Genomic DNA, 21225 nt, shown 5'->3' on the forward strand with positions numbered 1-21225 from the left:
CGAGATGCCTGAACACATTGGAAAACACATCATGGCTTGGGACGCCATAAGGCAGGGGTATGATCTCTTTTAAGAGCTTGCGCTTGGAAACGCCGAAATCAGCCATGTCCTGACACGTCTCTGCACCACACAGCACCGCCGCAAGCGCAATGAACAAAATACTGTTCAACGGATGGCGCACATTGGCAGCACGAGGATCAGGAACAGATCCAAACAAAGAGGCAAATCCTTTCATCAAACCCTCCGAATCAGTCGGAGGAAGATGAAGCGATTTGCCTCAATCATTCAATAGCTTGAAACCCATATGCGATTCCCCTGCACTTGAGGGGGAGATGTCCGGCAGGACAGAGGGGGGTTAACCACACGCAAAACCGTAGCGTCCTGTACTGTGCTGATTGAAGCAGACCGGCGCTCTAGGATTTTTTTTTCGAAGCATAATCTTGTCTATCCTCGTTTCAATCCGGTCGGATGATGCCGCAAGCGGGATAAGGGCCTGTTGAAAAATCCGGCGGGAAGGAAGGCCGGGCATGGATTGCCTTCTTTCGGGCTTTCGGTCATAAGCGGCGCTCTCCTCACGATTATCGAGCCTGCATGTCATCCGCCACGCCAATCTCCACGCCCGACACGCTTTCAGGCAGCCAGCCGCATATGCCACGCCTGATCGGCCTTGGCCTTTTGGCTGCGGCGCTGTTTTCCGTGACCTTCGTGCTGAACAGGGCCTTGAGCCTTTCCGGCGGCCACTGGGCGTGGAATGCGGCGCTGCGTTATCTGTTCATGGTGCCGTTGCTGACTGGCTGGATTGTCTTTCGCGGCGGCTTTGGCCGCCTTGGCGCGGCTCTGCGGCTTTTCCGGCACCGACTGGCTTTCTGGCTCATGGCGGGCGGGGTCGGCTTCGGGCTGTTTTACACCGGCATCTGTTTTGCCGCCGATCATGCGCCCGGCTGGATCATTGCGGCAAGCTGGCAGGCCACCATTCTGGCAACGCCACTGGTGCTGCGGGCTTTCGGCGATAAGGTGCCGCTTTCCGGCCTGCTGTTCATGCTGCTGATTTTTTTGGGCATCATCATCATCAATGCCGGACAGATCATGCAGGGGATCAGCCCGGAGACGGTCCTTTATGGCGTTCTGCCGGTTTTGGGGGCCGCCTTTGCCTATCCGGTCGGAAACCAGTTGCTCAGCCGCATCAAGCATGAAGCCCGCGATGAGGAGGCGGCCTTGCTACGCGATCCGGCGGTGGGCGTTCTGCTTCTGACGCTTGGCGCGCTGCCGGTGTTCGGCCTGCTGCTGGCGCTGACGGCGCCACCTTTGCCCGGAGCGCAACAGCTGATCGGCACCGCGCTGGTGGCGGTCGTGGCTGGCGGCTTTGCTACCACGCTCTTTCTCTATGCCCGAAACCTTTCCCGTGACCCCCTGCATATCGCCGCCGTCGATGCCACGCAGGCGGGCGAGGTGGGCTTTGCCCTGCTCGGCGAAATGCTGTTTCTGCACGCCGCCATGCCGGACCTCTATGGCGTTATCGGCTTGTGCGCCGTGCTGTGCGGCCTGCTGGGATTTACGCTGCACCGCCCGAAGCGCAGATGAAGTCTTGATCAATTCTGCTGTAGCCATCCACCGGAAAGTGCTTTTTGCCACTCCTGCCGGCCTCTCTGGGCGGCAAGGTCTGCCATTGCGTGATGATCGTAAGGAATGGCGCGAAAGGTCACGGACCAGCCATTGGCGTGTTTTTCGAGAATGGCATAGCTTGCCAGCGCATTGCCGGTTTCCACGCGGTGGTGCACGGGAAGATCATCATCATAGGCGGGGCAGCCGACACTGCCGGGATTGACGATCAATCTGCCGTCGCTGAGTTGCACCGCACGGGGAATGTGGGAATGGCCGCACAGAATGAGCGGGAAGAGCAGCGCGCTCGCGGCGGCCTCGATCTCTGTCCGGGGCCGCAGATGCACCACGCCTTCCGGCGTGACCGCTTCCAGCCAATAGACATCATCCGCCGCGGGCATGGCGTGGCAGAGGAAGACCTCCTGCCGCCAGACAGACGTGACGGGCAGGGCCCTGATCCAGTCCAGATGGTGTGGCTGCAATTGTGAGAAGGCTTCACGATCCGAGGGGCCCATCCGCTCCGGTGATTGTTCGATCAGGTAGCGGTCATGATTGCCGCGCACGGTGACGATCGGCAGGCTGCACAGGGTTTCAGCCGTGCCTGCGGTGTCCAGCGGGCCGGAAAAACAATCGCCGAGGTTGACCACGGCCTCCATTCCAATGCCATTTTGCCGAATATCGTGCAGCACTGCCGTAAGCGCCAGATTGTTTCCGTGAATATCGGCAATGGCCGCAAACCGCATGGTCAACTGCCCCGATAGGTGGAATAGCCGTAAGGGGAAAGCAAAAGCGGCACGTGGTAATGCGCGGTAATGTCGCTGATGCCGAAGCGGATGGGAATGACGTCGAGAAAGGGCGGTTCGCTCAGGGCAAAGCCCTGGGCCTTGAGATAATCACCCGCATGAAACAGCAATTCATACTGGCCCGGTCTGAAATCCTCGCCCGCCAGAACAGGGCCGCCATCGACCCGGCCATCGGCATTGGTGAATACGGTCTTGATGAGCTGTGCCTCGTCGCCTTCCATGCGCATGAGATGGATGCGCAAACCCTCGGCCGGTTTGCCAAGTGCGGTATCGAGAACATGGGTGGTGAGGCCGGTCATATCTGGGGCTCCGCGATGATAAAGGGTTGTTCGAAGAAAAACTCTTCCAGATTGTTTCCCGGTCCGTCGCGATCGGCAACCAGAAAGTCACTGGTTTCGCCAAGAGCCAGCAAGGGATGGTGCCAGACATTGCGGTGATAGTTCACGCCCTGATGCGGGCGGGCAAGAAAAATCTGCGGAACACCCGGCCTGCCGTCGCTATCTTCGGAAACGGCCACGAGAAAGGGGCGGCCGGAAAGCGGCGTGAAGCTCTGGCTGCCAAGCGGATGACGCTCCATCATGCCGATTTCGTAAGGAAATCTTCGCGCCTGCCCGCGAAAGATATTGAGAATGACACGGGCGCCTTCGCCCGTAACCTCCGGCTGGGCCAGCGCATGGAAGCGCTCTGTCGTGCCGCCATTGATCAGCCGCATCCGGGTGGGATCGGCCTCGATGACTTCGCCGAAGGGGGCAAAAGCTTCGGGCGTCAGCGGAAGGACGGACAATATCTCAGGCAAGGCAATCTCCACGCGTGACGTTTCACCGATCATGCCAAGGCATCGAAGGTGCTTTCGCATCCTCACCTTGATGAAACTTCGAATATCTCAATGACCCTTCGGACCACCCCTCCCGAATCAGGCGGGCAATGATCCACAGTTTGCACGGGTCAGCCCAACAAAAAAGCGCCAGCGGGTGAGGCTGGCGCTTTCCATTCAATTGTGCCGAAAGGCTCAGGCAGCCGCAGAGGCAGCCGTGGGCACTTCCGCGATGGTTGCCAGAACGCGCGAAGCGATCTGGTAGGGGCAGCCCTGCGAGTTCGGACGACGGTCTTCGAGATAGCCGCGATAGCCGTTGTTGACGAAGGAATGCGGAACGCGGATCGAGGCGCCACGGTCGGCAATGCCGTAGGAGAACTTGTTCCACGGAGCCGTTTCGTGCTTGCCGGTCAGGCGCAGATGGTTGTCCGGGCCGTAAACGTCGATATGCTCTTTCCAGTTCTTGGCAAAGGCAGCCATGAGGGCTTCGAAGTAATCCTTGCCGCCCACTTCGCGCATGTGCTTGGTGGAGAAGTTGCAGTGCATACCAGAGCCGTTCCAGTCGGTGTCGCCCAGCGGCTTGCAATGGAATTCGACGTCGATGCCGTATTTTTCGCAAAGACGCAGCAGCAGGTAGCGTGCCATCCAGATCTGGTCGGCGGCCTTCTTGGAGCCCTTGCCGAAGACCTGGAATTCCCACTGGCCCTTGGCCACTTCGGCATTGATGCCTTCGTGGTTGATACCGGCGGCAAGGCAGAGGTCCAGATGCTCTTCAACGATTTCGCGGGCAATCGAGCCGACATTCTTGTAGCCGACGCCGGTGTAATAGGGGCCCTGCGGAGCCGGGTAGCCCTGCTCGGGGAAGCCGAGCGGACGGCCGTCTTCGTAGAAGAAATATTCCTGCTCGAAGCCGAACCATGCATCTTCATCGTCGAGGATGGTTGCGCGGCTGTTGGAAGCGTGCGGCGTGACGCCATCGGGCATCATCACTTCGCACATGACGAGAACGCCGTTGGTACGGGCCGGATCGGGGTAAACCGCAACGGGCTTCAGAACGCAGTCAGAGGAATGACCTTCGGCCTGCATGGTGGAGCTGCCGTCGAAGCCCCACAGGGGCAGCTGCTCCAGCGTCGGGAATTCGGCGAATTCCTTCACCTGGGTTTTGCCGCGCAGGTTCGGAACGGGCTTGTAACCATCCAGCCAGATGTACTCGAGCTTGTACTTCGTCATTGTCGATCTCTCATAAGTCCGCGTCCATCCATCGGACGCACCCAGGAACGATCCTCCGGTCTTGCCGGGGGACTCGAAACAAGAAAAGCAGGAAGCGTGCCAGTTTTCAAAAACCCGCCGCTGGCGCCCCGAAAAATCGGCACCTCTCCGGCGGGAGCCCGTCTGAAAAGGGCATTTCTTAATATTTTTCGGCTAATTTAGAATCTTCAAACAAATCGGATCGACCTTTTCCCCGCCTCTCGCACGCAATTGAACGCAAATCGGGCAATGCCGGGCGAAATTCTTGATCCTTTTTTGAGCATCGTGCACTTTTCATGTGCAAGATTCGCGAAGAAATGCTAAAAATATCTTCGAAGCGCCTGAACCGCTGGCAATAGCCGAACGTTAAGGCAGCAGGGAACAAGCCGGCGATATTGGGAGGCAGGACCATGACGACAAGCTTCAGTCAACCGACCGCGAAAATCTATGAGTTTCCGCTTTATCTGGCGCAAAAGCGCAGACAGGCTCCGGACGTCAAGGCGCGCCCCGTTATCATCGAGAGCGCCTGCGGCAGCTGGTATCACGAGGAAGCCATCCGCGAAGCGGATGATACCCGTAAAAACTGAGGCTTTCAGGACGCCACTGCCGGCTTGCGGGAAAGGATGTGTTCCGCCATTCCTCAGGCTGGATCGGGGTCGCCCGGCAGCATGGCGTCGAGCCTGAGGCGGGCGATCTTTTCCACCTGCTGGCAGGCCGTTGAAAATTCGGCCTCCGGCGCGTTCTCGATGCGGCTTTCGAAGGCGGCGAGAATATCGTCCTTGTTCAGACCCTTGACAGCAATGATGAAGGGAAAGCCGAATTTTCCCGTATAGGCGGCGTTGAGCGCCGTGAAGCGGGCATGTTCTTGTGGGGTGAGCCGATCAAGACCCGCACCGGCCTGCTCCTTGCGGCTTTCCTCCGTCAAATCGCCCGCAATGGCGAGCTTGCCTGCCAGATCGGGATGGGCGCGCAACACGCCGAGCCGCTCGGCCTCGCTTGCCGTGCGGAAAATTGCTGCCAGTCCGTCATACACCGATCCGGCCGTCAACGGTTCTTCTATGAAACCGGCATCGAAGGCACGTTCGGCAATAAAGGGGGAATGCTCGAAGACGGAGCCAAAACGGTCGATGAAGCTTTGCCGGTCCATGTGCGTCTCCTGCATTGTCAGGCCAATTCCATAGGCCAAGGCGCAGGCTTCGGCAATGGGGCACCCGGCTAGCGATGCCGGGATAAGGTGGCAGAGCAATATTGGACCCGGCGTTCACCCGACATGCTCCAGCAGTCTTATCATCGGCTCCAGATGCTTGCGGTAATGCTGCGTCTTGCGGTCGCGGCCGGAATACATGCCCTGGCGCACCTGCGCGCTGCTCAAGGTCTTTACCACGCGCCGGGTTTCATGGAAGGTAAGGCAGCCGTCATGCCAGGGCAGGCCGCAAAATTCCAGAAGACGGCGCGTTTCAGCCTCCTGATTGTCCGTCAAGGTCTCATAGTTCATCAGCGTCACATGGTCTGGAAAAAGTCTCAGCCAATGGTCTGTCAGGCGGCGTTCGGCCAGAATGTAGCGGGCCGTTTCGCTCTGGTCGTAGCTATAGACCATGCCGTCGCTGGAGAAGAAGGTGGAATAAAGCGCAAAACCGTTGGCAAGCGCATCCCGCCGGGTAATTATGATCTTCGCACGCGGGAAGATCCGGCGGATAAAGCCCACCCACAACAGGTTCACCGGCATTTTGTCCGTTATGCGGCGGCCTTGGGCCTTTGCCCTGAGCGGCGCAAGATAGGCCTCGGCGGCATCGGCAAGCGCCTGCGCTGTGATGCTCTGCGATGGCAGAAGCGTCTTGCGGTCGGAAGCGAAAAATTTCGCCGCCACAATATGGCTGAGGCTCTCCACCTCTCCGGCGCCGAAAATGGCGGGATGGCTGGCAAGGATCTGTTCGGTCAGGCTGGTGCCTGACCGCGGCAGCCCGACGATGAAGATCGGCTCTTCGCCGCATCCACGCTCTTCCAGGGCTTCCGTTTTTTCCGTCAGGGAGGCTGGAGGGAAAAAGGCCTCCAGCTCCGCCATCAGTTTCTCGTCGTCTTCCAGTCTGTAGGCTGGAAATTGCGCCCGCCGCAAGCGGTTGGCCTCTTCCAGAAAGGCAAAGGCCTCGTCATGGCGGTTGGTATCGTTCAGCGCCTTGTATAGCGCAAAGCCCAGTTTCAGGCGCCGCGCGGGATTGTCGGCCAGTTGCGGATGGAGCGCCAGCATGGTGCGCAGGCGCGGCTCATCCGGCTCGAACCGATGCAACATGCCGTAAAGCAGCATGGCATCGGTATTGCCGGGATCGATGGCAAGGGCGCCGTCATAGGCGGTGCGGGCTTCTTCCTCGCGGCCAAGCCCTTGCAGCGCCTGCCCCAGATAGAAATGCGCCGTGAAATCCTGCGGCGCGACCTCTGCCATGTGGCGGGCAAGCGCAAGGGCTGCTTCGAAATCATCACGCAGCATGGCGTGAAAGCTCAAATCGCGCAGGGCTTCCAGATGGTTCGGATCGAGCGTGAGAATGGCGCGATAGGCTTCCGCCGCGCGGTTCCCCAGCCCAAGCAGCTTCAAGGCGCGGGCAAGGCCCGTAAGCGTGGCGACATCCCGAAGGCCGCCGCGCAGGGCGGCTTCGAAATGGGCAGCTGCCTCCCTTGGTCTTGCCTCTGCCGCCAGTACTTCCGCCAGCCGTTTGTGAAGGGTAGGCAGGCTCTTGAGCGCTAGCGCCTGTTCCAGCAATTCTATGGCGCTCGCATGGTCCCGCAGGCTGATTGCCACCTCCGCCAGTTGCGCGGAGGCGGCATGGGCCACCTCGATCTTCTGCCTTGCAAGTTGCCTTTCGCCTTCCGGCAGGCGATCCACGCCCAGCGACAAGGCCTGTTTGGCCGCCTCGAAAATCGGCGCCAGCTTTTGCCGTTGCAGGGTCAGTTGCGCCAGATGTGCCATGCCATGCTCTTGTCGTTTGGAGGTTTGCGTCTTCCGGCCGTCGTTACAGCACCGACCATGCCTGAGGCTCACGCTTCGGGCATTTTACCCTGGGTCGATCTCCCCAGCAGTGCGATCAGAAGTTCGACTGTCACCATGGCGGCAATCACCTCCGGGCGCTTGTCGCGCAGGATAGAGCCGCCGATTGGCAGGACGAGCCTTGAGAGATCGGCTGCCGCACCAGTCTCTTGCCGAAGCCAGCTTGCAAACCGCGCCCGTTTGGTGGCCGAGCCGATCATGCCGATATAGGCAAGATCGCTCCTGGCAAGTGCGGCGCGGCCAATCAGAAAATCCTGGGCATGGTCATGGGTGACAATCACTGCCGCACCGCCAGCGGGAAGCGCGGCAATTTCGGCTTCCGGCAGGGCCGTGCGGCAAAAGCCGACCTCATGCGGCAAAACAGGATCGGCCTCGTTGCGGCTGTCGATCAGCCGCACCGTCAGCGGCAGGGCGGAAAGCGCCGATGCCAGAGCCAGCCCCACATGACCGGCCCCGAAAATGAAGACGGCGGGATGGGCCGCCTTTTCCGCAAGCCTGCGTGCCTCAAGACGGCTCCTGCGCTGCGGGGTCAGCCGTTCCAGCAAAAGCCGCACCCGGCCGCCGCAGCACTGGCCGATTTCCGGCCCCAGCGGCACGTCCATTTCGGCCCGGTCTCCACCGCTTGCCAACAGATGCCGTGCCTTGTCTATGGCCATCCATTCCAGCTGCCCGCCGCCAATCGTGCCCTCGAGGCCGGTTTCATCCACCAGCATGAAGGCCCCGGCCTCGCGCGGGGTTGACCCCTTGGCTTCGATGACGGTGACGAGGATTCGTTCGGGGTCGTTCAATGCGGTATACCCCCCTCTGTCCTGCCGGACATCTCCCCCTCAAGGGGGGAGATCGGACAGGAGCCGGGCGAAGGATTTATCTTTCCCGCCTCCTCATTTGCCGGTTCAATCCTGTCGAGAAGCGCCGGGTTATCCGCTTGTGATCTCCCCCCCTGAGGGGGAGATGTCCGGCAGGACAGAGGGGGGTATGCCGCAAATGAAAATGCTTGTGCTTCGCACTGTCTCATGGCGCGGCAGACGAGATCCGGATTTTTGTTTTCACGGGTTTGCGTAGGAAGAACAGGTTTCCGCCTTGCGATCTGATGTCGTGGCAGGGATTTATTCAAACCGATCCACCCCAATCGTCCTGAGAATGTGAGAACATACACTGTCCATGTTTTTCAACACGTCCTCATTGATCAATCGAAGCACGGTCCAGCCCAGACGGTGAAGTTTTTCGTCCCGGATCCGATCGTCTTCAATCTGCCGGTCGAAACTGTGCGATGGGCCATCGATCTCGATAATGAGTTTGTAGGCAGGGCAAGCAAAATCCACGATGAAGCCTGCAATCGGCATCTGGCGCCGGAAGTTCAACCCCATCAACCTTTCAGCTCTGAGCGCATTCCAAAAGGCCAGTTCAGCCGCAGGCAGGCTCTTGCGCATTCGCCTTGCCTGCTTGCGATGAAAAATTGGCACATCGTAATGCCCCATCAAGCGCCTGCCTTCAGCCTTTCCACGGCCATCAGCACCCGTTCCGGGGTGGCGGGGGCATCGAGGCGGGGGCAGAGGCGGTAATCGGCAATGCTGGCCACCGCCATGGAAAGCGCTTCCAGCACGGAAATGGCCAGCATGAAGGGCGGCTCGCCCACCGCCTTGGAGCGGCCGATGGTGGGCTCGGTATTTTCCGACCATTCCGCCAGCCTGACGTTGAAGATCTTCGGGCGGTCGGAGGCAAGCGGGATCTTGTAGGTGGAGGGGGCGTGGGTGCGAAGCCGCCCCTTGCCATCCCACCACAATTCCTCCGTGGTCAGCCAGCCCATGCCCTGCACGAAGCCGCCCTCGATCTGGCCGATGTCGATGGCCGGGTTCAGCGAGCGGCCCACATCGTGCAGAATATCGGTGCGCTCCATCATATATTCGCCGGTCAGCGTGTCGATGGAGACCTCCGAGCAGGACGCGCCATAGGCGAAGTAATAGAAGGGCGTGCCACGGCCGGAAGCGCGGTCCCAGTGGATTTTCGGCGTCTTGTAAAAACCGGCGGCGGAAAGCTGCACGCGGGCCAGATAGGCCTGCCTGATGAAATCGGGGAAGGGAATTTCCTCGCCTCCCACCCGCACCCGGTTGGGCAGGAACACCACCTCATCGGCGCTAACGCCCCATTTTTCCGTGGCAAAGGCAATCAGCCTTTCCTTGATCTGCCGCACGGCATCATAGGCCGCCATGCCGTTCAGGTCGGAGCCGGAAGAGGCGGCGGTGGCGGAGGTGTTCGGCACCTTGCCGGTGGTGGTGGCGGTGATTTTCACCTTGTCTATATCCACCTGGAAACCATCGGCAATCACCTGCGCCACCTTGGTGTAAAGCCCCTGGCCCATCTCCGTGCCGCCATGGTTGAGGTGAATGGAGCCGTCCTGATAGACATGCACCAGCGCACCGGCCTGATTATAGGCGGTCATGGTAAAGGAAATGCCGAATTTCACCGGCGTCAGCGCAATGCCCTTTTTGATGATCGGGCTTGAGCGGTTGAACGCGACGATCGCGTTTCGCCGCGCCTGATAGTCGGCCGAGGATTCAAGCTCGGCCACCACGCGGGCAATGACATTGTCCTCCACCTGCTGGTGATAGGGGGTGAGGTCACGGCCAGATCCCTTTTCGCCGTAAAAATTTGCCTTGCGCACCTCCAGCGGGTCCTTGCCCAGCGCATAGGCGATTTCCTCGATCACCCGTTCGGCGCCCAACATGCCCTGCGGGCCGCCAAAGCCGCGATAGGCGGTGTTGGAAACACTGTGGGTTTTCAAAGGCTGCGAGGTCAGTTTCACATGCGGGTAAAAATAGCTGGAATCGGCATGAAACAGCGCCCGGTCCGTCACCGGGCCGGAGAGGTCGGAGGAATAGCCGCAGCGGGCGGCGTAATTGGCATCGATCGCGTGGATGCGGCCCGCATCGTCGAAGGCCACGTCGAAATCCACCTTGAAATCATGCCGCTTGCCGGTAACGGCCATGTCCTCGTCGCGGTCGGGGCGAAATTTAACGGCGCGGTTCAGCTTCTTGGCAGCAAGGGCGGCGAGCGCTGCAAACTGGTTGCCTTGCGTTTCCTTGCCGCCGAAGCCGCCGCCCATGCGCCGCACATTCACCGTGATGGCATGGGAGGGAATGTTCAGCACATGGCCGACAATATGCTGGACCTCGGAAGGGTGCTGCGTGGAAGACCAGACGGTGACATCCTCATCCTCGCCGGGAATGGCCAGCGCAATATGGCTTTCCAGATAGAAATGCTCCTGGCCGCCAATGCGCATGGAGCTTTGCAGGCGGTGCGGGGCCTTGGACAGTTCCGTTTCCGGCTCGCCGCGCTTCAGCACCATGCCGGGGGTGACAAGCGGTGCGCCGTTTTCCAATGCCCCGTCAATATCGGTCCAGAAGGGCAGGTCGCGATATTCGACCTTGGCAAGACGTGCCGCCTTGCGGGCGGCGTCACGGGTTTCGGCAATGACGGCAAAGAGCGTCTGGCCATGAAATTCCACCTTGCCGGTGGCAATCAGCGGCTCGTCATGGCGTCCGCCGGAAGAGACGTCGTTTGTGCCGGGAATGTCGCTTGCCGTCAGCACCGCCACCACGCCGGGAAAGGTTTTGACGGCGGAAAGATCGATGGAGATTATTTCTGCGTGTGCCCTGTCGGCAAGGCCAAGCGCTCCATGCAGCAGGCCTGCGGGTTCTGGAATATCGTCGATATATTCCGCCGTGCCCGACACATGCTTGTGCGCGGAATCATGCCTGAGCGACTGGTGCATGGGGCCTTTTATGTATTTATAGGTCTCGAAGCTCGGCTTATCCATGGATGTCAGGCCTCCTCAAACCGTTGCAATTGCGGGCTTGTGCCGGCTGTTTCGAGGAAGAAACGGGTCAAAAGGTTCTTCGCGGTCAGTTGCCGGTACTGGGCGGTGGCGCGCCAGTCGGTCAGCGGCTGGTAATCGCGGTCGAAGGCGGGCCTCGCGGCGGCAATGGCTTCCTCGCTCCACGTCTGGCCGTAAAGGGCGGCTTCCACGGCACGCGCCCGTTTCGGTGTGCCTGCCATGCCGCCAAAGGCAATGCGGATATGGGTGACGGTGTTGGCGGCATCGAGTTCCAGATGAAAAGCGCCGCACAGCGCGGAAATATCCTCGTCCCGCCGCTTGGAAATCTTGTAAATGGCGAAATGGCTGTCCGGCGCAGGACGCGGCACGTGGATGGCTTCCACGAACTCGCCCTTCTGCCGGTCCTGCTTGCCGTAATCGATGAAGTAATCCTCCAGCGGCATGTCCCGGCGACCGGCGGCAGAGCGCAAGGTCAAATTTGCACCTAGTGCAATCAATGCCGGGGGCGTGTCGCCGATCGGCGAGCCATTGGCAATATTGCCGCCAATCGTGCCCATATGGCGCACCTGCTGGCCGCCAATGCGGGCAATGAGGCGGCCAAAGGCGGGAATATCCTGGCGCAGCGCCGAGAAGGCCGTTGCATAGCTGACGCCCGCGCCGATGGTGATGCCGGTTTCGGTGGCGGCAATATCCTGCAATTCGTCCAGATGGTTGATGAAGACCACCGGATCCAGCGCCCGCATCTGTTTCGTGACCCATAGGCCCACATCGGTGGCGCCCGCCACGATCACCGGCTTTTCATGGGCGGCCAGCACATTGGCGAGAGCCTCCACGCTGTTCGGCACGATGAGGCGGCGTCCTTCGCCTTCAAGGACGATAGTGTCGCGGGCCTCAAGCTCGCCAAGCCGTGCGGTGATTTCGGCGCGCTTGCGCAGGATCGGATCGAAGAGGGCGGAGGGCCGCGTTCTTGCCGCCTGTTCGGCGGCCTTGACGATCGGCTCATAGCCCGTGCAACGACAGAGATTTCCCTGAAGCGCCCGCTCGATTTCGGCACGGTCGGGATTGTCATGCGTAAGCCACAGCCCGTAGAGCGACATGACGAAGCCCGGCGTGCAGAAGCCGCATTGCGAGCCATGACAGTCCACCATGGCCTGCTGCACCGGATGCAGCGAGCCATCCCTTGCCGCCAGATGCTCCACCGTGACCACATGCGTGGCGTTGAGCGAGCCGATGAAGCGGATGCAGGCATTGACGCTTTCATAAACCAGGCGGCCCTTGACGAGCCGCCCGACCAGCACCGTGCAGGCCCCGCAATCGCCTTCCGCGCAGCCTTCCTTGGAGCCGGTCAGCCGGCGGTTGAGGCGCAGAAAATCCAGCAGCGTGCCAGTGGGGTCGGCGCTGGTCAGCGCCACCTCTTGATCGTTCAGCAGAAAGCGGATGCGGTCTGTCATGATTGCCTTTCATAAGGAAAGTCCGATTCGCAAGCTTATATCAGGGGACAGTGAAAATGACCCCTGATCTTATTGCGCCGTCCAGCCGCCATCGATGCTGATATGCGTGCCGGTGATCTGCCGGGCGGCGGGGCTTGCCAGATAAAGGGCGGTGGCGGCCACGTCCTCGATGCTCACGAATTCCTTGGTGGCTTGCAGGCGCATCATCACATCGGTTTTTACCTGCTGTTCGGTAATGCCGCGCGCTTTGGCGGTGTCGGGTATCTGTTTTTCCACCAGCGGCGTCAGCACATAGCCGGGGCAGATGGCGTTGACCGTCACGCCGAATTCGGCAAGCTCGAGTGCTGCCGATTTCGTCAGGCCCAGAATGCCGTGCTTGGCCGCGACATAAGCCGATTTGAACGGCGAGGCCACCAGCGCATGGGCCGAGGCGATGTTGATGATGCGGCCTGCCTTCTTTTCCTTCATGGCGGGAATGGCGGCGCGCATGGTGTGGAAGGCGCTGGAAAGATTGATGGCGATGATCTGGTCCCATTTCTCGATGGGGAACTCCTCCACCGGCGCCACATGCTGGATGCCGGCATTGTTGACCAGCACGTCAACGCCGCCGAAGGTCTTGATGGCGGTGGCGATGAGATCGGCAATTTCCTCAGGCTTCGTCATGTCGGCCTTGTGGTAAATCACCTTCGCGCCCTTGGCCTCCAGAGCCTTGATGGCCTCTTCGATGGCCGATGGCTCGCCAAACCCGTTGATGACGATATTATCGCCCGCTTCCGCAAAGGCCTTGGCAACACCAAGCCCGATGCCGCTGGTGGAGCCGGTGACGACGACGCTTCTTTTCATGGTCTACTCCCTCACTGTTGTGCCGATGCTATGCCTAACCGTGCGGCGGTGCAATTCGGCTTATCAAGTGCAGGTGGTAAAATTTGCCGTTCAAATCTTCATCTGTCTTCGTTCCCGGCTTTTGACAAACGTCGCAGCTTTCCTATGATCGGAAAACGAAATCAAAACGAATATTCGGGGAGGAATGTCATGGGTGGATTTGTGCTGGCCATCGACCAGGGAACCACGTCGAGCCGCGCCATCGTCTTTGATGGCGCCATGCGGATCGTGGGCGTGGGGCAACAGGAATTTCCGCAGATCTTTCCGAAATCCGGCTGGGTGGAGCATGATCCGGAAGCAATCTGGGCAAGCGTCACCCATTCCATCCACGATGCGCTGGCGCGGGCGCGCATCACCGCTGCCGATATAGGCGCCATCGGCATTACCAACCAGCGCGAAACGGTGGTGGTGTGGGATCGCGCCACGGGCAAGCCCGTTCACAATGCCATTGTCTGGCAGGACCGGCGCACCGCCGCCCTTTGCGAGAAGCTGAAGGCGGACGGGCTGGAGAAACTCTTTACCGAAAAAACCGGCCTGCTGCTCGATCCCTATTTTTCCGCCACCAAGCTTGCCTGGCTGCTGGAAAATGTGGAGGGCGCGCGCGAACGGGCGCAAGCGGGGGAATTGTGCTTTGGCACCATCGATACCTTCCTGATCCACCGCCTGACCGGTGGGCGCAGTTTCGTGACCGATGCCACCAATGCCTCGCGCACGCTGATCTTCAACATTGCCACGCAGGCGTGGGACGCCGACCTTCTGAAGCTTCTGGATATTCCCGCCGCAATGCTGCCTGAGGTGAAGGATTGCGCCGCCGATTTCGGCATCACCACGGCTGCGGCATTCGGCGCCGAGGTGCCGATCCTGGGCGTGGCGGGCGACCAGCAGGCGGCCACCATTGGCCAGGCCTGTTTCGAGCCCGGCATGGTCAAATCCACCTATGGCACCGGCTGTTTTGCGCTGATCAATACCGGCGAGGACAGGGTGCCTTCGAAAAACCGGCTGCTGACCACCGTGGCCTACCGGCTGGACGGCAAGGTGACATATGCGCTGGAGGGCTCGATCTTCGTGGCCGGTGCCGCCGTGCAATGGCTGCGCGATGGCATAAGGGTGATTGGCGATGCGGCAGAAGCCGGCAGGCTGGCGGCGGAGGCCGATCCCAACCAGCAGGTCTATCTCGTGCCTGCCTTTACCGGCATGGGCGCGCCCTGGTGGGACCCGGAAGCGCGGGGCGCGATGTTCGGCATGACGCGCAATACCGGCCCCGCCGAATTTGCCCGCGCCGCACTGGAAGCCGTGTGCTATCAGACCCGCGACCTTCTGGACGCCATGCACAAGGACTGGGCCAGCGACAGCCGCGAGCGCGCCGATCAGGCCATGGTGCTGCGGGTGGATGGCGGCATGTCGGCTTCCAACTGGACCATGCAGCGGCTGGCCGACATTCTCGATGCGCCGGTGGACCGGCCCGCCATCGTGGAAACCACGGCGCTGGGCGCGGCCTTTCTGGCGGCCAGCCGCGCCGGGCTGTGGCCGGATCGCGAAGCCTTCGCCAGGGCCTGGGCGCGGGACGAGCGCTTTACTCCCGCCATGGACGAGGCGACGCGGACCCAGAAGCTGCGCGGCTGGCGCGAGGCGGTAAAGCGCACCCTCACGCATTTCTGATCCGGGCAGCCGCAAGATGCGAGGTTGAGTGAAGAGATTTGGAAACTGAATCGACTGATTGCGGCAAGCCGTTGGAGAGGTTGAGGAATACCTTTCCGGTTCAGATGGTGATTCAAGTGCTGAACACTGCGTTTTCATTCATGGCTTTGCGCTTCTGCAACCCTGGTATTATCTGAGGGGCATGAAACCATCATGCCCCGTTACGGTTTTGCCGGGGCCAGCAAGGACAGGCCATGGAACTCGGGCTTTACACATTTGCCGATGTCGATCCCAATGCCGCCAACAAAGGGCAGGAGGCCAAGCGCCGGGTCGATGAGCTGCTGGCGGAAATTCGCCTCGCCGACGAGGTCGGGCTCGATGTCTTCGGGCTTGGCGAGCATCACCGCCCCGATTACATGGCCTCGTCACCGGCCACGATTCTCGCGGCAGCGGCGGTGCAGACGAAAAACATTCGCCTGACAAGCGCTGTGTCGGTTCTCAGTTCCGACGATCCGGTGCGGGTTTTCCAGCAATATGCGACGGTCGATCTTCTCTCCAATGGCCGGGTGGAGATCATGGCCGGGCGCGGCTCCTTCATCGAAAGCTTTCCGCTTTTCGGCTATGAGCTTGACGATTATGACATTCTCTTTGCCGAGAAGCTGCAATTGCTGATGGAGATCCGCGAAAACGAGGTGGTGAGCTGGGAAGGCGAAACCCGCAAAGCCATTCGCGGTCGCGGCGTCTATCCACGGCCCTTGCAGGACCCGTTGCCGCTGTGGATTGCGGTGGGCGGCACGCCGCAATCGGTGGCGCGGGCGGGCTATCTCGGCCTGCCGCTGGCGGTGGCAATCATTGGCGGCGAGCCGCGCCGCTTTGCGCCCTTCTTCGATCTTTACCGGCAGAGCGCCGCCAAGGCGGGCAATGATCCGGCGGGCCTCAAGACGTCTATCAACGTGCATGGCTTTATTCACGAGACGGTGGAAAGTGCCGCCGATATTTTCTACGCGCCACAGGCCGAAGTCATGGACAGGCTGGGCCGCGAGCGCGGCTGGCCCGCCACCAACCGCGCCCATTACGATGCCATGCGCGGCCCGCACGGCGCGCTTTTCGTGGGCGATGCGCAGACCGTGGCGGAAAAGATCGTTGCCCATCACCGGATCTTCCGCAATGACCGCTTTCTGCTGCAAATGGCCATTGGCCCCATGCCGCACAAAGACATCATGAAGGCTATCGAGATTTACGGCACGAAAGTGGCCCCGCTGGTGCGCAAGGCGTTGACCGAAGGGGCGGCGGGGGCGTAAGCCGCCGCAGCCACAAACATCAAGAGACTGCCATGATCATTTCCAGCGAAGACGAACTTCAGGCCCTCAAAGACATCGGGCGCATCTGCGCCCTGGCGCTGAAAACCATGGGGGCGGCGCTGGAACCGGGCATCACGACGCGCGAGCTGGATCTGATTGGCCGCAAGCTTCTGGAAGATCATGGTGCGCAATCGGCGCCGGAATTCTGCTACCAGTTTCCCGGCGCAACCTGCATCAGCGTCAATGAGGAAGTGGCCCACGGCATTCCCGGCGACCGGGTGATTGCGGCGGGCGATCTGGTCAATATCGACGTGTCGGCCGTGAAGGCCGGGTTTTTCGGCGATACGGGCGCGTCCTTCATCGTGCCGCCCGGCACGGCCAGACAGGAAAAGCTGCTGCGGGATGGCAAGCGGGCGCTGTTTCTCGGCATCAATCAGGTGAAGACCGGCGCGCCTTTTGCCAAGATCGGCACGGCAATCGGCAGTTTCGCGGTCAAGAACCGCTATACGCTGATCGGCAATCTCGCCAGCCACGGCATCGGCCGCTCGCTGCACGAGGAGCCGAAGGAGCTTTCCACCTGGCCCGACCCGGATGAAACCCGGATCATGGAAGAGGGGCAGGTCTTCACCATCGAACCCTTCCTCTCGCTTGGCGGGGAATGGGCCGAAGACGGGGACGACCCCTGGACGCTTTACAGCGATCCCAAGGCGCCCACCGTGCAATTCGAACACACCGTGGTGGCAACGAAAAACGGCGCCATCATCCTGACGCTGGCGGATTGAGCGCCGGAAAACTTTTCAGGCTCAGACGGTGAAGGCGATAGCCACGCCCTTTTTCTTGAAATAGGACTGCATCATCTTGCGGCCCTGCCGGTTGGGCTGGGCCAGCTTTGCATTGTCGAAAACCGCTTCCTTCACGCCTTCGCGGGCCATGGCCGCCTTCAGTGCGGCGATATGCAGATCGATGTCTTCGTTATTATTGTTGATCGAGGCATAAATGTTGTCGATGGCCTGGGTGAGGGTAAGGTCGCTCATGTCGCACTCCGTCAATGATTTTCGCCTTTCCCCTACAGCATTGCGCCGAAGATTGAAATCATTCCCTTTCCAGCCTCATTCTGGCCGCAAGCCTGTGGAGAAAACAGCGATGAAAGCGCTGCAAGGGCTTGTCTCCGCCATTGCCGCAATGCGGCAAGTACCCTAGTTTGCCGACTCATCTTCTGGCCTCATCTCATGGGAAACGCCCGTGTTTCATTCTTTCTTCCCCAAGCCGAAACTGTTTTTCACCTCTGCCATCATCTGGACGCTTGTTGCTATCTTCGGGTGGTATCTGTTCGCTGAAGGGCTTGGGCAAAATCTCGGCTTCGTTTCCCCGGAGGGTACGGCAGAGCCCTACGACCTCACCTATTTCCTGATGCCGGAAAATCTGTGGTTTTACGGGTATTTCGTGCTGGTGATGGCTATCTTCGGTGCGGCTTGGAGTGTGATTGCCCGCGACCATGAATGGAAGGTCTGGTCTGTCTGGGGATCGATGGTGATTATCGCCGTCACCTATTTCGGTGTGCAGATTTCGGTGGTCATCAACAACTGGCGCAGGCCATTCGGGGATCTTCTACAAAATGCCCTGAACAAGAAGCCCGGCATTACGGTTGAAAACTTCTACGACCTCATGACGATCTTCGCGCAGATCGCGTTCCTGAGCATGTTTGTGTCGATCCTCACGGATTTCTTCACGAGCCATTATATTTTCCGCTGGCGCAGCGCGATGAATAATTTCTACATGTCCAAGTGGGACAAGCTGCGGCATATCGAGGGCGCATCGCAGCGCGTTCAGGAAGATACGATGCGGTTTTCCTCGACGCTTGAGGGGCTGGGCATCAGCCTGATAAACTCGGTGATGACGCTGGTCGTCTTCCTGCCGATCCTGTTTGCGCTTTCCTCTTATGTTACGGAACTGCCGTTCTTCGGGGCCGTCCCGCATTCCTTGTTCTGGCTGGCGCTTGGCTGGTCGGTTTTCGGAACGGTGCTTCTGGCCGTGGTCGGCATCAAATTGCCGGGGCTGAACTTCCGCAATCAGCGTGTAGAAGCGGCCTATCGCAAGGAACTGGTCTATGGTGAAGATCATGCCGATCGCGCTCAGCCGCCGACCGTACAGGAATTGTTCCGGAATGTGCGGGTAAATTACTTCCGCCTCTATTTCCACTATCTCTATTTCAATGTCGCCCGGTACTTTTATGTGCAGGCTGATGCGCTGTTCCTGGTATTCATGATGGTTCCGACCATTGTGGCCGGTGCGATAACCTATGGTATTTTCCAGCAGATTTCGACCGCCTTCGGTCAGGTCAGCAATTCCTTCCAGTATCTCGTTTCATCCTGGACCACGATCATCGAGCTGCTTTCCATCCACAAGCGCCTGAAGGCTTTCGAAGCCGCAATCGACGATCAGCCGCTGCCGGAAATCGACCGGCGCTATCTGGCGCGGGAAGAGCATGACGGGGAAATTGCGGCGGACAAGCCTTGATACCCCTGATGCCGAGGCGGGAAAGCCCGCCTCAGCTCTTCCCGGCATCCGGCTTTTTCACCATCTCCACCGCTTGCGAATAGCTGACGCAGGCCACATCCTCACGCAGGCACACATCTGTCACCAGTCGCTCCATGGCGCGCCAATAGGCGCCGGCATTCATTTCCACGAAATGGAAGCCGAACTGTACCGGGTTTCGCGCGCCGTTATATTCCGCCTCGAAGGTGGTCTTGAAGGCCTGATAGCTGCGCTCGTCGAACTCGGCCGATTTGGACGGGTTATCGAAACCGCCGGAATGGCGCACGAAAAGATTGTAATCCATGCCGATGACGCGGCGGTTTTGCGGGCCTTCGGGAATGAGCGGCAGGCCGAAGCGGCTGAGTTGCCCGTCCTGTTCCGGCATTTGCGGTCCCTTGGTGACGAGGCTTGCATCATAGAGCAGGCCCGCTTCCTTTTCCGCCTGGGGCAGGGCGTTGCTGGCGGAAAGATAGGGCGCGCGGAAACCGGGCGGACCTTTTTCGGCAAAGTCTGCCCAGCCGTCGGGTTCCTTGTCGCCAACACCATTGTCCTTCCAGGCGTTTTTCATCACTGTGCGGAAGGTTGAAAATTCCTGTAGCCAATCGCCCTTCGACCAATCCTTGCCGTCGAAATGGCCGCAGGCATGGCTGGCGATGTCATGCCCTTCCTGATGTGCCGCCCAGATTTGCGAAAGCCGTGCCGCCACATCGGCTTCGTTCGGGGCAAAGCCGACATTGGATTTTCCAGCCGCCTGATGCGGCCCCTGATAGGCTTTCGAGGCCGGGCCGCGCGCCATCAGCGTGGTGCAGGAGAGGAAATAGGTAAAATGCGCCTTCGATCTTCTGGCAATGTCGCGGCTCTTTTCCCAGAGCCGGTTATCCGCGGCGCCGTCGAAGGAAATCAGCAAAAGCTGCTTGGGGCCTTTTGTGGCGGGGGCTGCCTCTTCAGCACGGGCGGGCAGGCCGGAGAGGCAAAGAAGGAGACAGAAAAGCGAAGTGGATTTCGGCAAAACTCACCTGATGGGCTGAAAAGCATCCGTTGGAGCGGTTTCCGATCCGGTTTGATCAGACGGGAGCTTCAACAAGTCGTGGGCGGCATTTATTTTTTCGATCCTCGTTTCACCAAAATGAGGCAAAGTCTTGGAGGCGGGCGGATTTGCCGCATTTTCCTTTGCACTGGTTTCAAAGCTAAACTGGTAATATGCATTCACGAGAACCATGGGAGGTGCCTGATGACGCTGCTGATACTCGGCCTTATTCTGTTTCTGGGGCAGCATTCGCTGCGCATTATCGCGCCGGACCAGCGCTTGCGGCTGATGGCGCAACTGGGCGACGGGGGCTGGAAGATCGGCTATTCGCTGCTGTCCCTTCTGACGCTCGCCGTCTTGATTTACGGTTACGCGGCGGCACCCGTCATCAACGTCTGGTATCCGCCGATGGGCATGAACCATCTGACGGTCACGCTCATGCTGTTTGCCAGCATCTGTCTTGCGGCAAGCCTGCTGCCAGCGGGGCATATCGCCACGAAAACGAAGCATCCGCTCATTCTGGCGGTCAAGATCTGGGCCTTTTCGCATCTGGCTTCCAATGGCGATCTTCGCTCCATCCTTCTCTTCGCAGCCTTTCTGGCCTGGGGCGTCATCATGCGCATTGCGCTGAAGCGGGCAGAGCGGGCAGGCGCCGTGACGCTGCGGCCCTTTATGTCGGCGCGCTATGATTTCGGCGCTATCGGCCTTGGCGTGGTATTCTGGGGCGCAATGATCTTCAGGCTGCATGAATGGCTGATTGGCGTGCAGCCTTTGCCGTTCTAGCATCGGACCGAAAAGTGGGAACCGGTTTTCGGGCCATCCGATGCGTGAGAAAAGCATCGGACCGAAAAGTGGGAACCGGTTTTCGGGCCATCCGATGCGTGAGAAAAGCATCGGACCGAAAAGTGGGAACCGGTTTTCGGGCAATCCGATGCGGGGAAGAAGGCATCGGACCGAAAAGTGGGAACCGGTTTTCGGGGCTGGTTTCGGCGTGCGGGCGGATCATTTGCATTGCGCCCCCTTACAATACCGCAAAAATCGGGTAGAAGGCGCGC

22 protein-coding genes are annotated in these 21225 nt (G+C 59.9%); 7 read left to right on the forward strand and 15 right to left on the reverse strand.

The features are described from left to right. A partial coding sequence (locus T424_RS0116625) for a transposase family protein (RefSeq protein ID WP_027488729.1) occupies positions 1–235 on the reverse strand: 235 nt, incomplete at its 3' end. Between the two features lie 356 nt (positions 236–591). Here T424_RS0116625 and T424_RS0116630 point away from each other — a divergent pair. Further along, the gene (locus tag T424_RS0116630) at positions 592–1581 is read left to right on the forward strand and encodes a multidrug resistance efflux transporter family protein (protein ID WP_210164405.1); all 990 of its coding nucleotides are present in this window, start codon (positions 592–594) and stop codon (positions 1579–1581) included. A gap of 8 nt (positions 1582–1589) precedes the next feature. Here the strand turns inward: T424_RS0116630 and T424_RS0116635 are convergent, their stop codons facing one another. From T424_RS0116635 to T424_RS0116650, 4 genes are all read right to left on the reverse strand, one after another. Further along, positions 1590–2342: a metallophosphoesterase family protein gene (locus T424_RS0116635; protein WP_027488731.1), complete on the reverse strand. Its 753-nt coding sequence runs from the start codon at positions 2340–2342 to the stop codon at positions 1590–1592. Positions 2343–2344: 2 nt separating this feature from the next. Next, entirely contained in the window at positions 2345–2701 is a 357-nt protein-coding gene (gene uraH, locus T424_RS0116640; protein WP_027488732.1) for a hydroxyisourate hydrolase, read from the reverse strand. Continuing rightward, positions 2698–3198 (reverse strand): ureidoglycolate lyase, encoded by a 501-nt coding sequence (locus tag T424_RS0116645; RefSeq protein ID WP_027488733.1) that lies wholly within the window; start codon positions 3196–3198, stop codon positions 2698–2700. Before T424_RS0116645 ends, uraH begins: the two co-directional genes overlap by 4 nt. A 213-nt stretch (positions 3199–3411) precedes the next feature. After that, positions 3412–4446 carry a glutamine synthetase beta-grasp domain-containing protein gene (locus T424_RS0116650; RefSeq protein ID WP_027488734.1) on the reverse strand — a complete coding sequence of 345 codons (1035 nt, stop codon included), beginning with the start codon at positions 4444–4446 and terminating at the stop codon, positions 3412–3414. Between the two features lie 428 nt (positions 4447–4874). On the opposite strand from T424_RS0116650, the gene T424_RS22260 reads away from it, so the two are divergent. After that, positions 4875–5051: a DUF2735 domain-containing protein gene (locus T424_RS22260; RefSeq protein WP_084268563.1), complete on the forward strand. Its 177-nt coding sequence runs from the start codon at positions 4875–4877 to the stop codon at positions 5049–5051. Between the two features lie 53 nt (positions 5052–5104). Here T424_RS22260 and uraD read toward each other — a convergent pair whose 3' ends face one another. The 7 genes from uraD to T424_RS0116690 form a co-directional block, all read right to left on the reverse strand. Then, on the reverse strand, positions 5105–5611 hold the full coding sequence (gene uraD / locus T424_RS0116660) for a 2-oxo-4-hydroxy-4-carboxy-5-ureidoimidazoline decarboxylase (RefSeq protein WP_027488735.1): 507 nt from the start codon (positions 5609–5611) through the stop codon (positions 5105–5107). Between the two features lie 114 nt (positions 5612–5725). Next, positions 5726–7423: a tetratricopeptide repeat-containing sulfotransferase family protein gene (locus tag T424_RS0116665; protein WP_027488736.1), complete on the reverse strand. Its 1698-nt coding sequence runs from the start codon at positions 7421–7423 to the stop codon at positions 5726–5728. A 68-nt stretch (positions 7424–7491) separates the two neighbouring features. Then, positions 7492–8289, reverse strand: coding sequence for a xanthine dehydrogenase accessory protein XdhC (xdhC, locus tag T424_RS21345; RefSeq protein WP_051559134.1), 798 nt, complete (start codon positions 8287–8289; stop codon positions 7492–7494). A gap of 318 nt (positions 8290–8607) precedes the next feature. Beyond that, the gene (locus T424_RS0116675; RefSeq protein WP_027488737.1) at positions 8608–8979 is read right to left on the reverse strand and encodes an endonuclease domain-containing protein; all 372 of its coding nucleotides are present in this window, start codon (positions 8977–8979) and stop codon (positions 8608–8610) included. Beyond that, a complete protein-coding gene (gene xdhB, locus T424_RS0116680; protein ID WP_027488738.1) occupies positions 8979–11318 on the reverse strand; it encodes a xanthine dehydrogenase molybdopterin binding subunit in 2340 nt (779 codons plus the stop codon). The genes T424_RS0116675 and xdhB overlap by 1 nt, the downstream gene beginning before the upstream one ends. A gap of 5 nt (positions 11319–11323) precedes the next feature. Beyond that, positions 11324–12787 (reverse strand): xanthine dehydrogenase small subunit, encoded by a 1464-nt coding sequence (gene xdhA, locus T424_RS0116685; protein ID WP_027488739.1) that lies wholly within the window; start codon positions 12785–12787, stop codon positions 11324–11326. Positions 12788–12856: 69 nt separating this feature from the next. Next, complete coding sequence (locus T424_RS0116690; protein ID WP_027488740.1) at positions 12857–13630, reverse strand: 3-hydroxybutyrate dehydrogenase; 774 nt, start codon at positions 13628–13630, stop codon at positions 12857–12859. 189 nt (positions 13631–13819) lie between these two features. On the opposite strand from T424_RS0116690, the gene glpK reads away from it, so the two are divergent. The 3 genes from glpK (at position 13820) to map (ending at position 17390) form a co-directional block, all read left to right on the forward strand. Beyond that, positions 13820–15328: a glycerol kinase GlpK gene (gene glpK / locus T424_RS0116695; RefSeq protein ID WP_027488741.1), complete on the forward strand. Its 1509-nt coding sequence runs from the start codon at positions 13820–13822 to the stop codon at positions 15326–15328. Positions 15329–15561: 233 nt separating this feature from the next. Next, complete coding sequence (locus T424_RS0116700) at positions 15562–16608, forward strand: LLM class flavin-dependent oxidoreductase (RefSeq protein ID WP_027488742.1); 1047 nt, start codon at positions 15562–15564, stop codon at positions 16606–16608. Between the two features lie 32 nt (positions 16609–16640). After that, positions 16641–17390, forward strand: a complete 750-nt coding sequence (gene map / locus T424_RS0116705) for a type I methionyl aminopeptidase (RefSeq protein ID WP_027488743.1) — start codon at positions 16641–16643, stop codon at positions 17388–17390. Positions 17391–17411: 21 nt separating this feature from the next. Here map and T424_RS0116710 read toward each other — a convergent pair whose 3' ends face one another. Beyond that, on the reverse strand, positions 17412–17642 hold the full coding sequence (locus T424_RS0116710; protein WP_027488744.1) for a hypothetical protein: 231 nt from the start codon (positions 17640–17642) through the stop codon (positions 17412–17414). A gap of 208 nt (positions 17643–17850) precedes the next feature. On the opposite strand from T424_RS0116710, the gene sbmA reads away from it, so the two are divergent. Continuing rightward, a complete protein-coding gene (sbmA, locus tag T424_RS0116715; RefSeq protein ID WP_027488745.1) occupies positions 17851–19125 on the forward strand; it encodes a peptide antibiotic transporter SbmA in 1275 nt (424 codons plus the stop codon). A gap of 31 nt (positions 19126–19156) precedes the next feature. On the opposite strand, the gene T424_RS0116720 is transcribed toward sbmA, so the two are convergent. Beyond that, on the reverse strand, positions 19157–20152 hold the full coding sequence (locus T424_RS0116720; protein WP_027488746.1) for a polysaccharide deacetylase family protein: 996 nt from the start codon (positions 20150–20152) through the stop codon (positions 19157–19159). Positions 20153–20155: 3 nt separating this feature from the next. Next, entirely contained in the window at positions 20156–20362 is a 207-nt protein-coding gene (locus tag T424_RS0116725; RefSeq protein ID WP_027488747.1) for a hypothetical protein, read from the reverse strand. Positions 20363–20374: 12 nt separating this feature from the next. Here T424_RS0116725 and T424_RS0116730 point away from each other — a divergent pair, with 12 nt between their 5' ends. Then, on the forward strand, positions 20375–20953 hold the full coding sequence (locus T424_RS0116730) for an NnrU family protein (protein ID WP_027488748.1): 579 nt from the start codon (positions 20375–20377) through the stop codon (positions 20951–20953). Positions 20954–21225 lie beyond the last annotated feature (272 nt).

Source organism: Allorhizobium undicola ORS 992 = ATCC 700741, from assembly GCF_000621665.1.
Taxonomy (GTDB): domain Bacteria; phylum Pseudomonadota; class Alphaproteobacteria; order Rhizobiales; family Rhizobiaceae; genus Allorhizobium; species Allorhizobium undicola.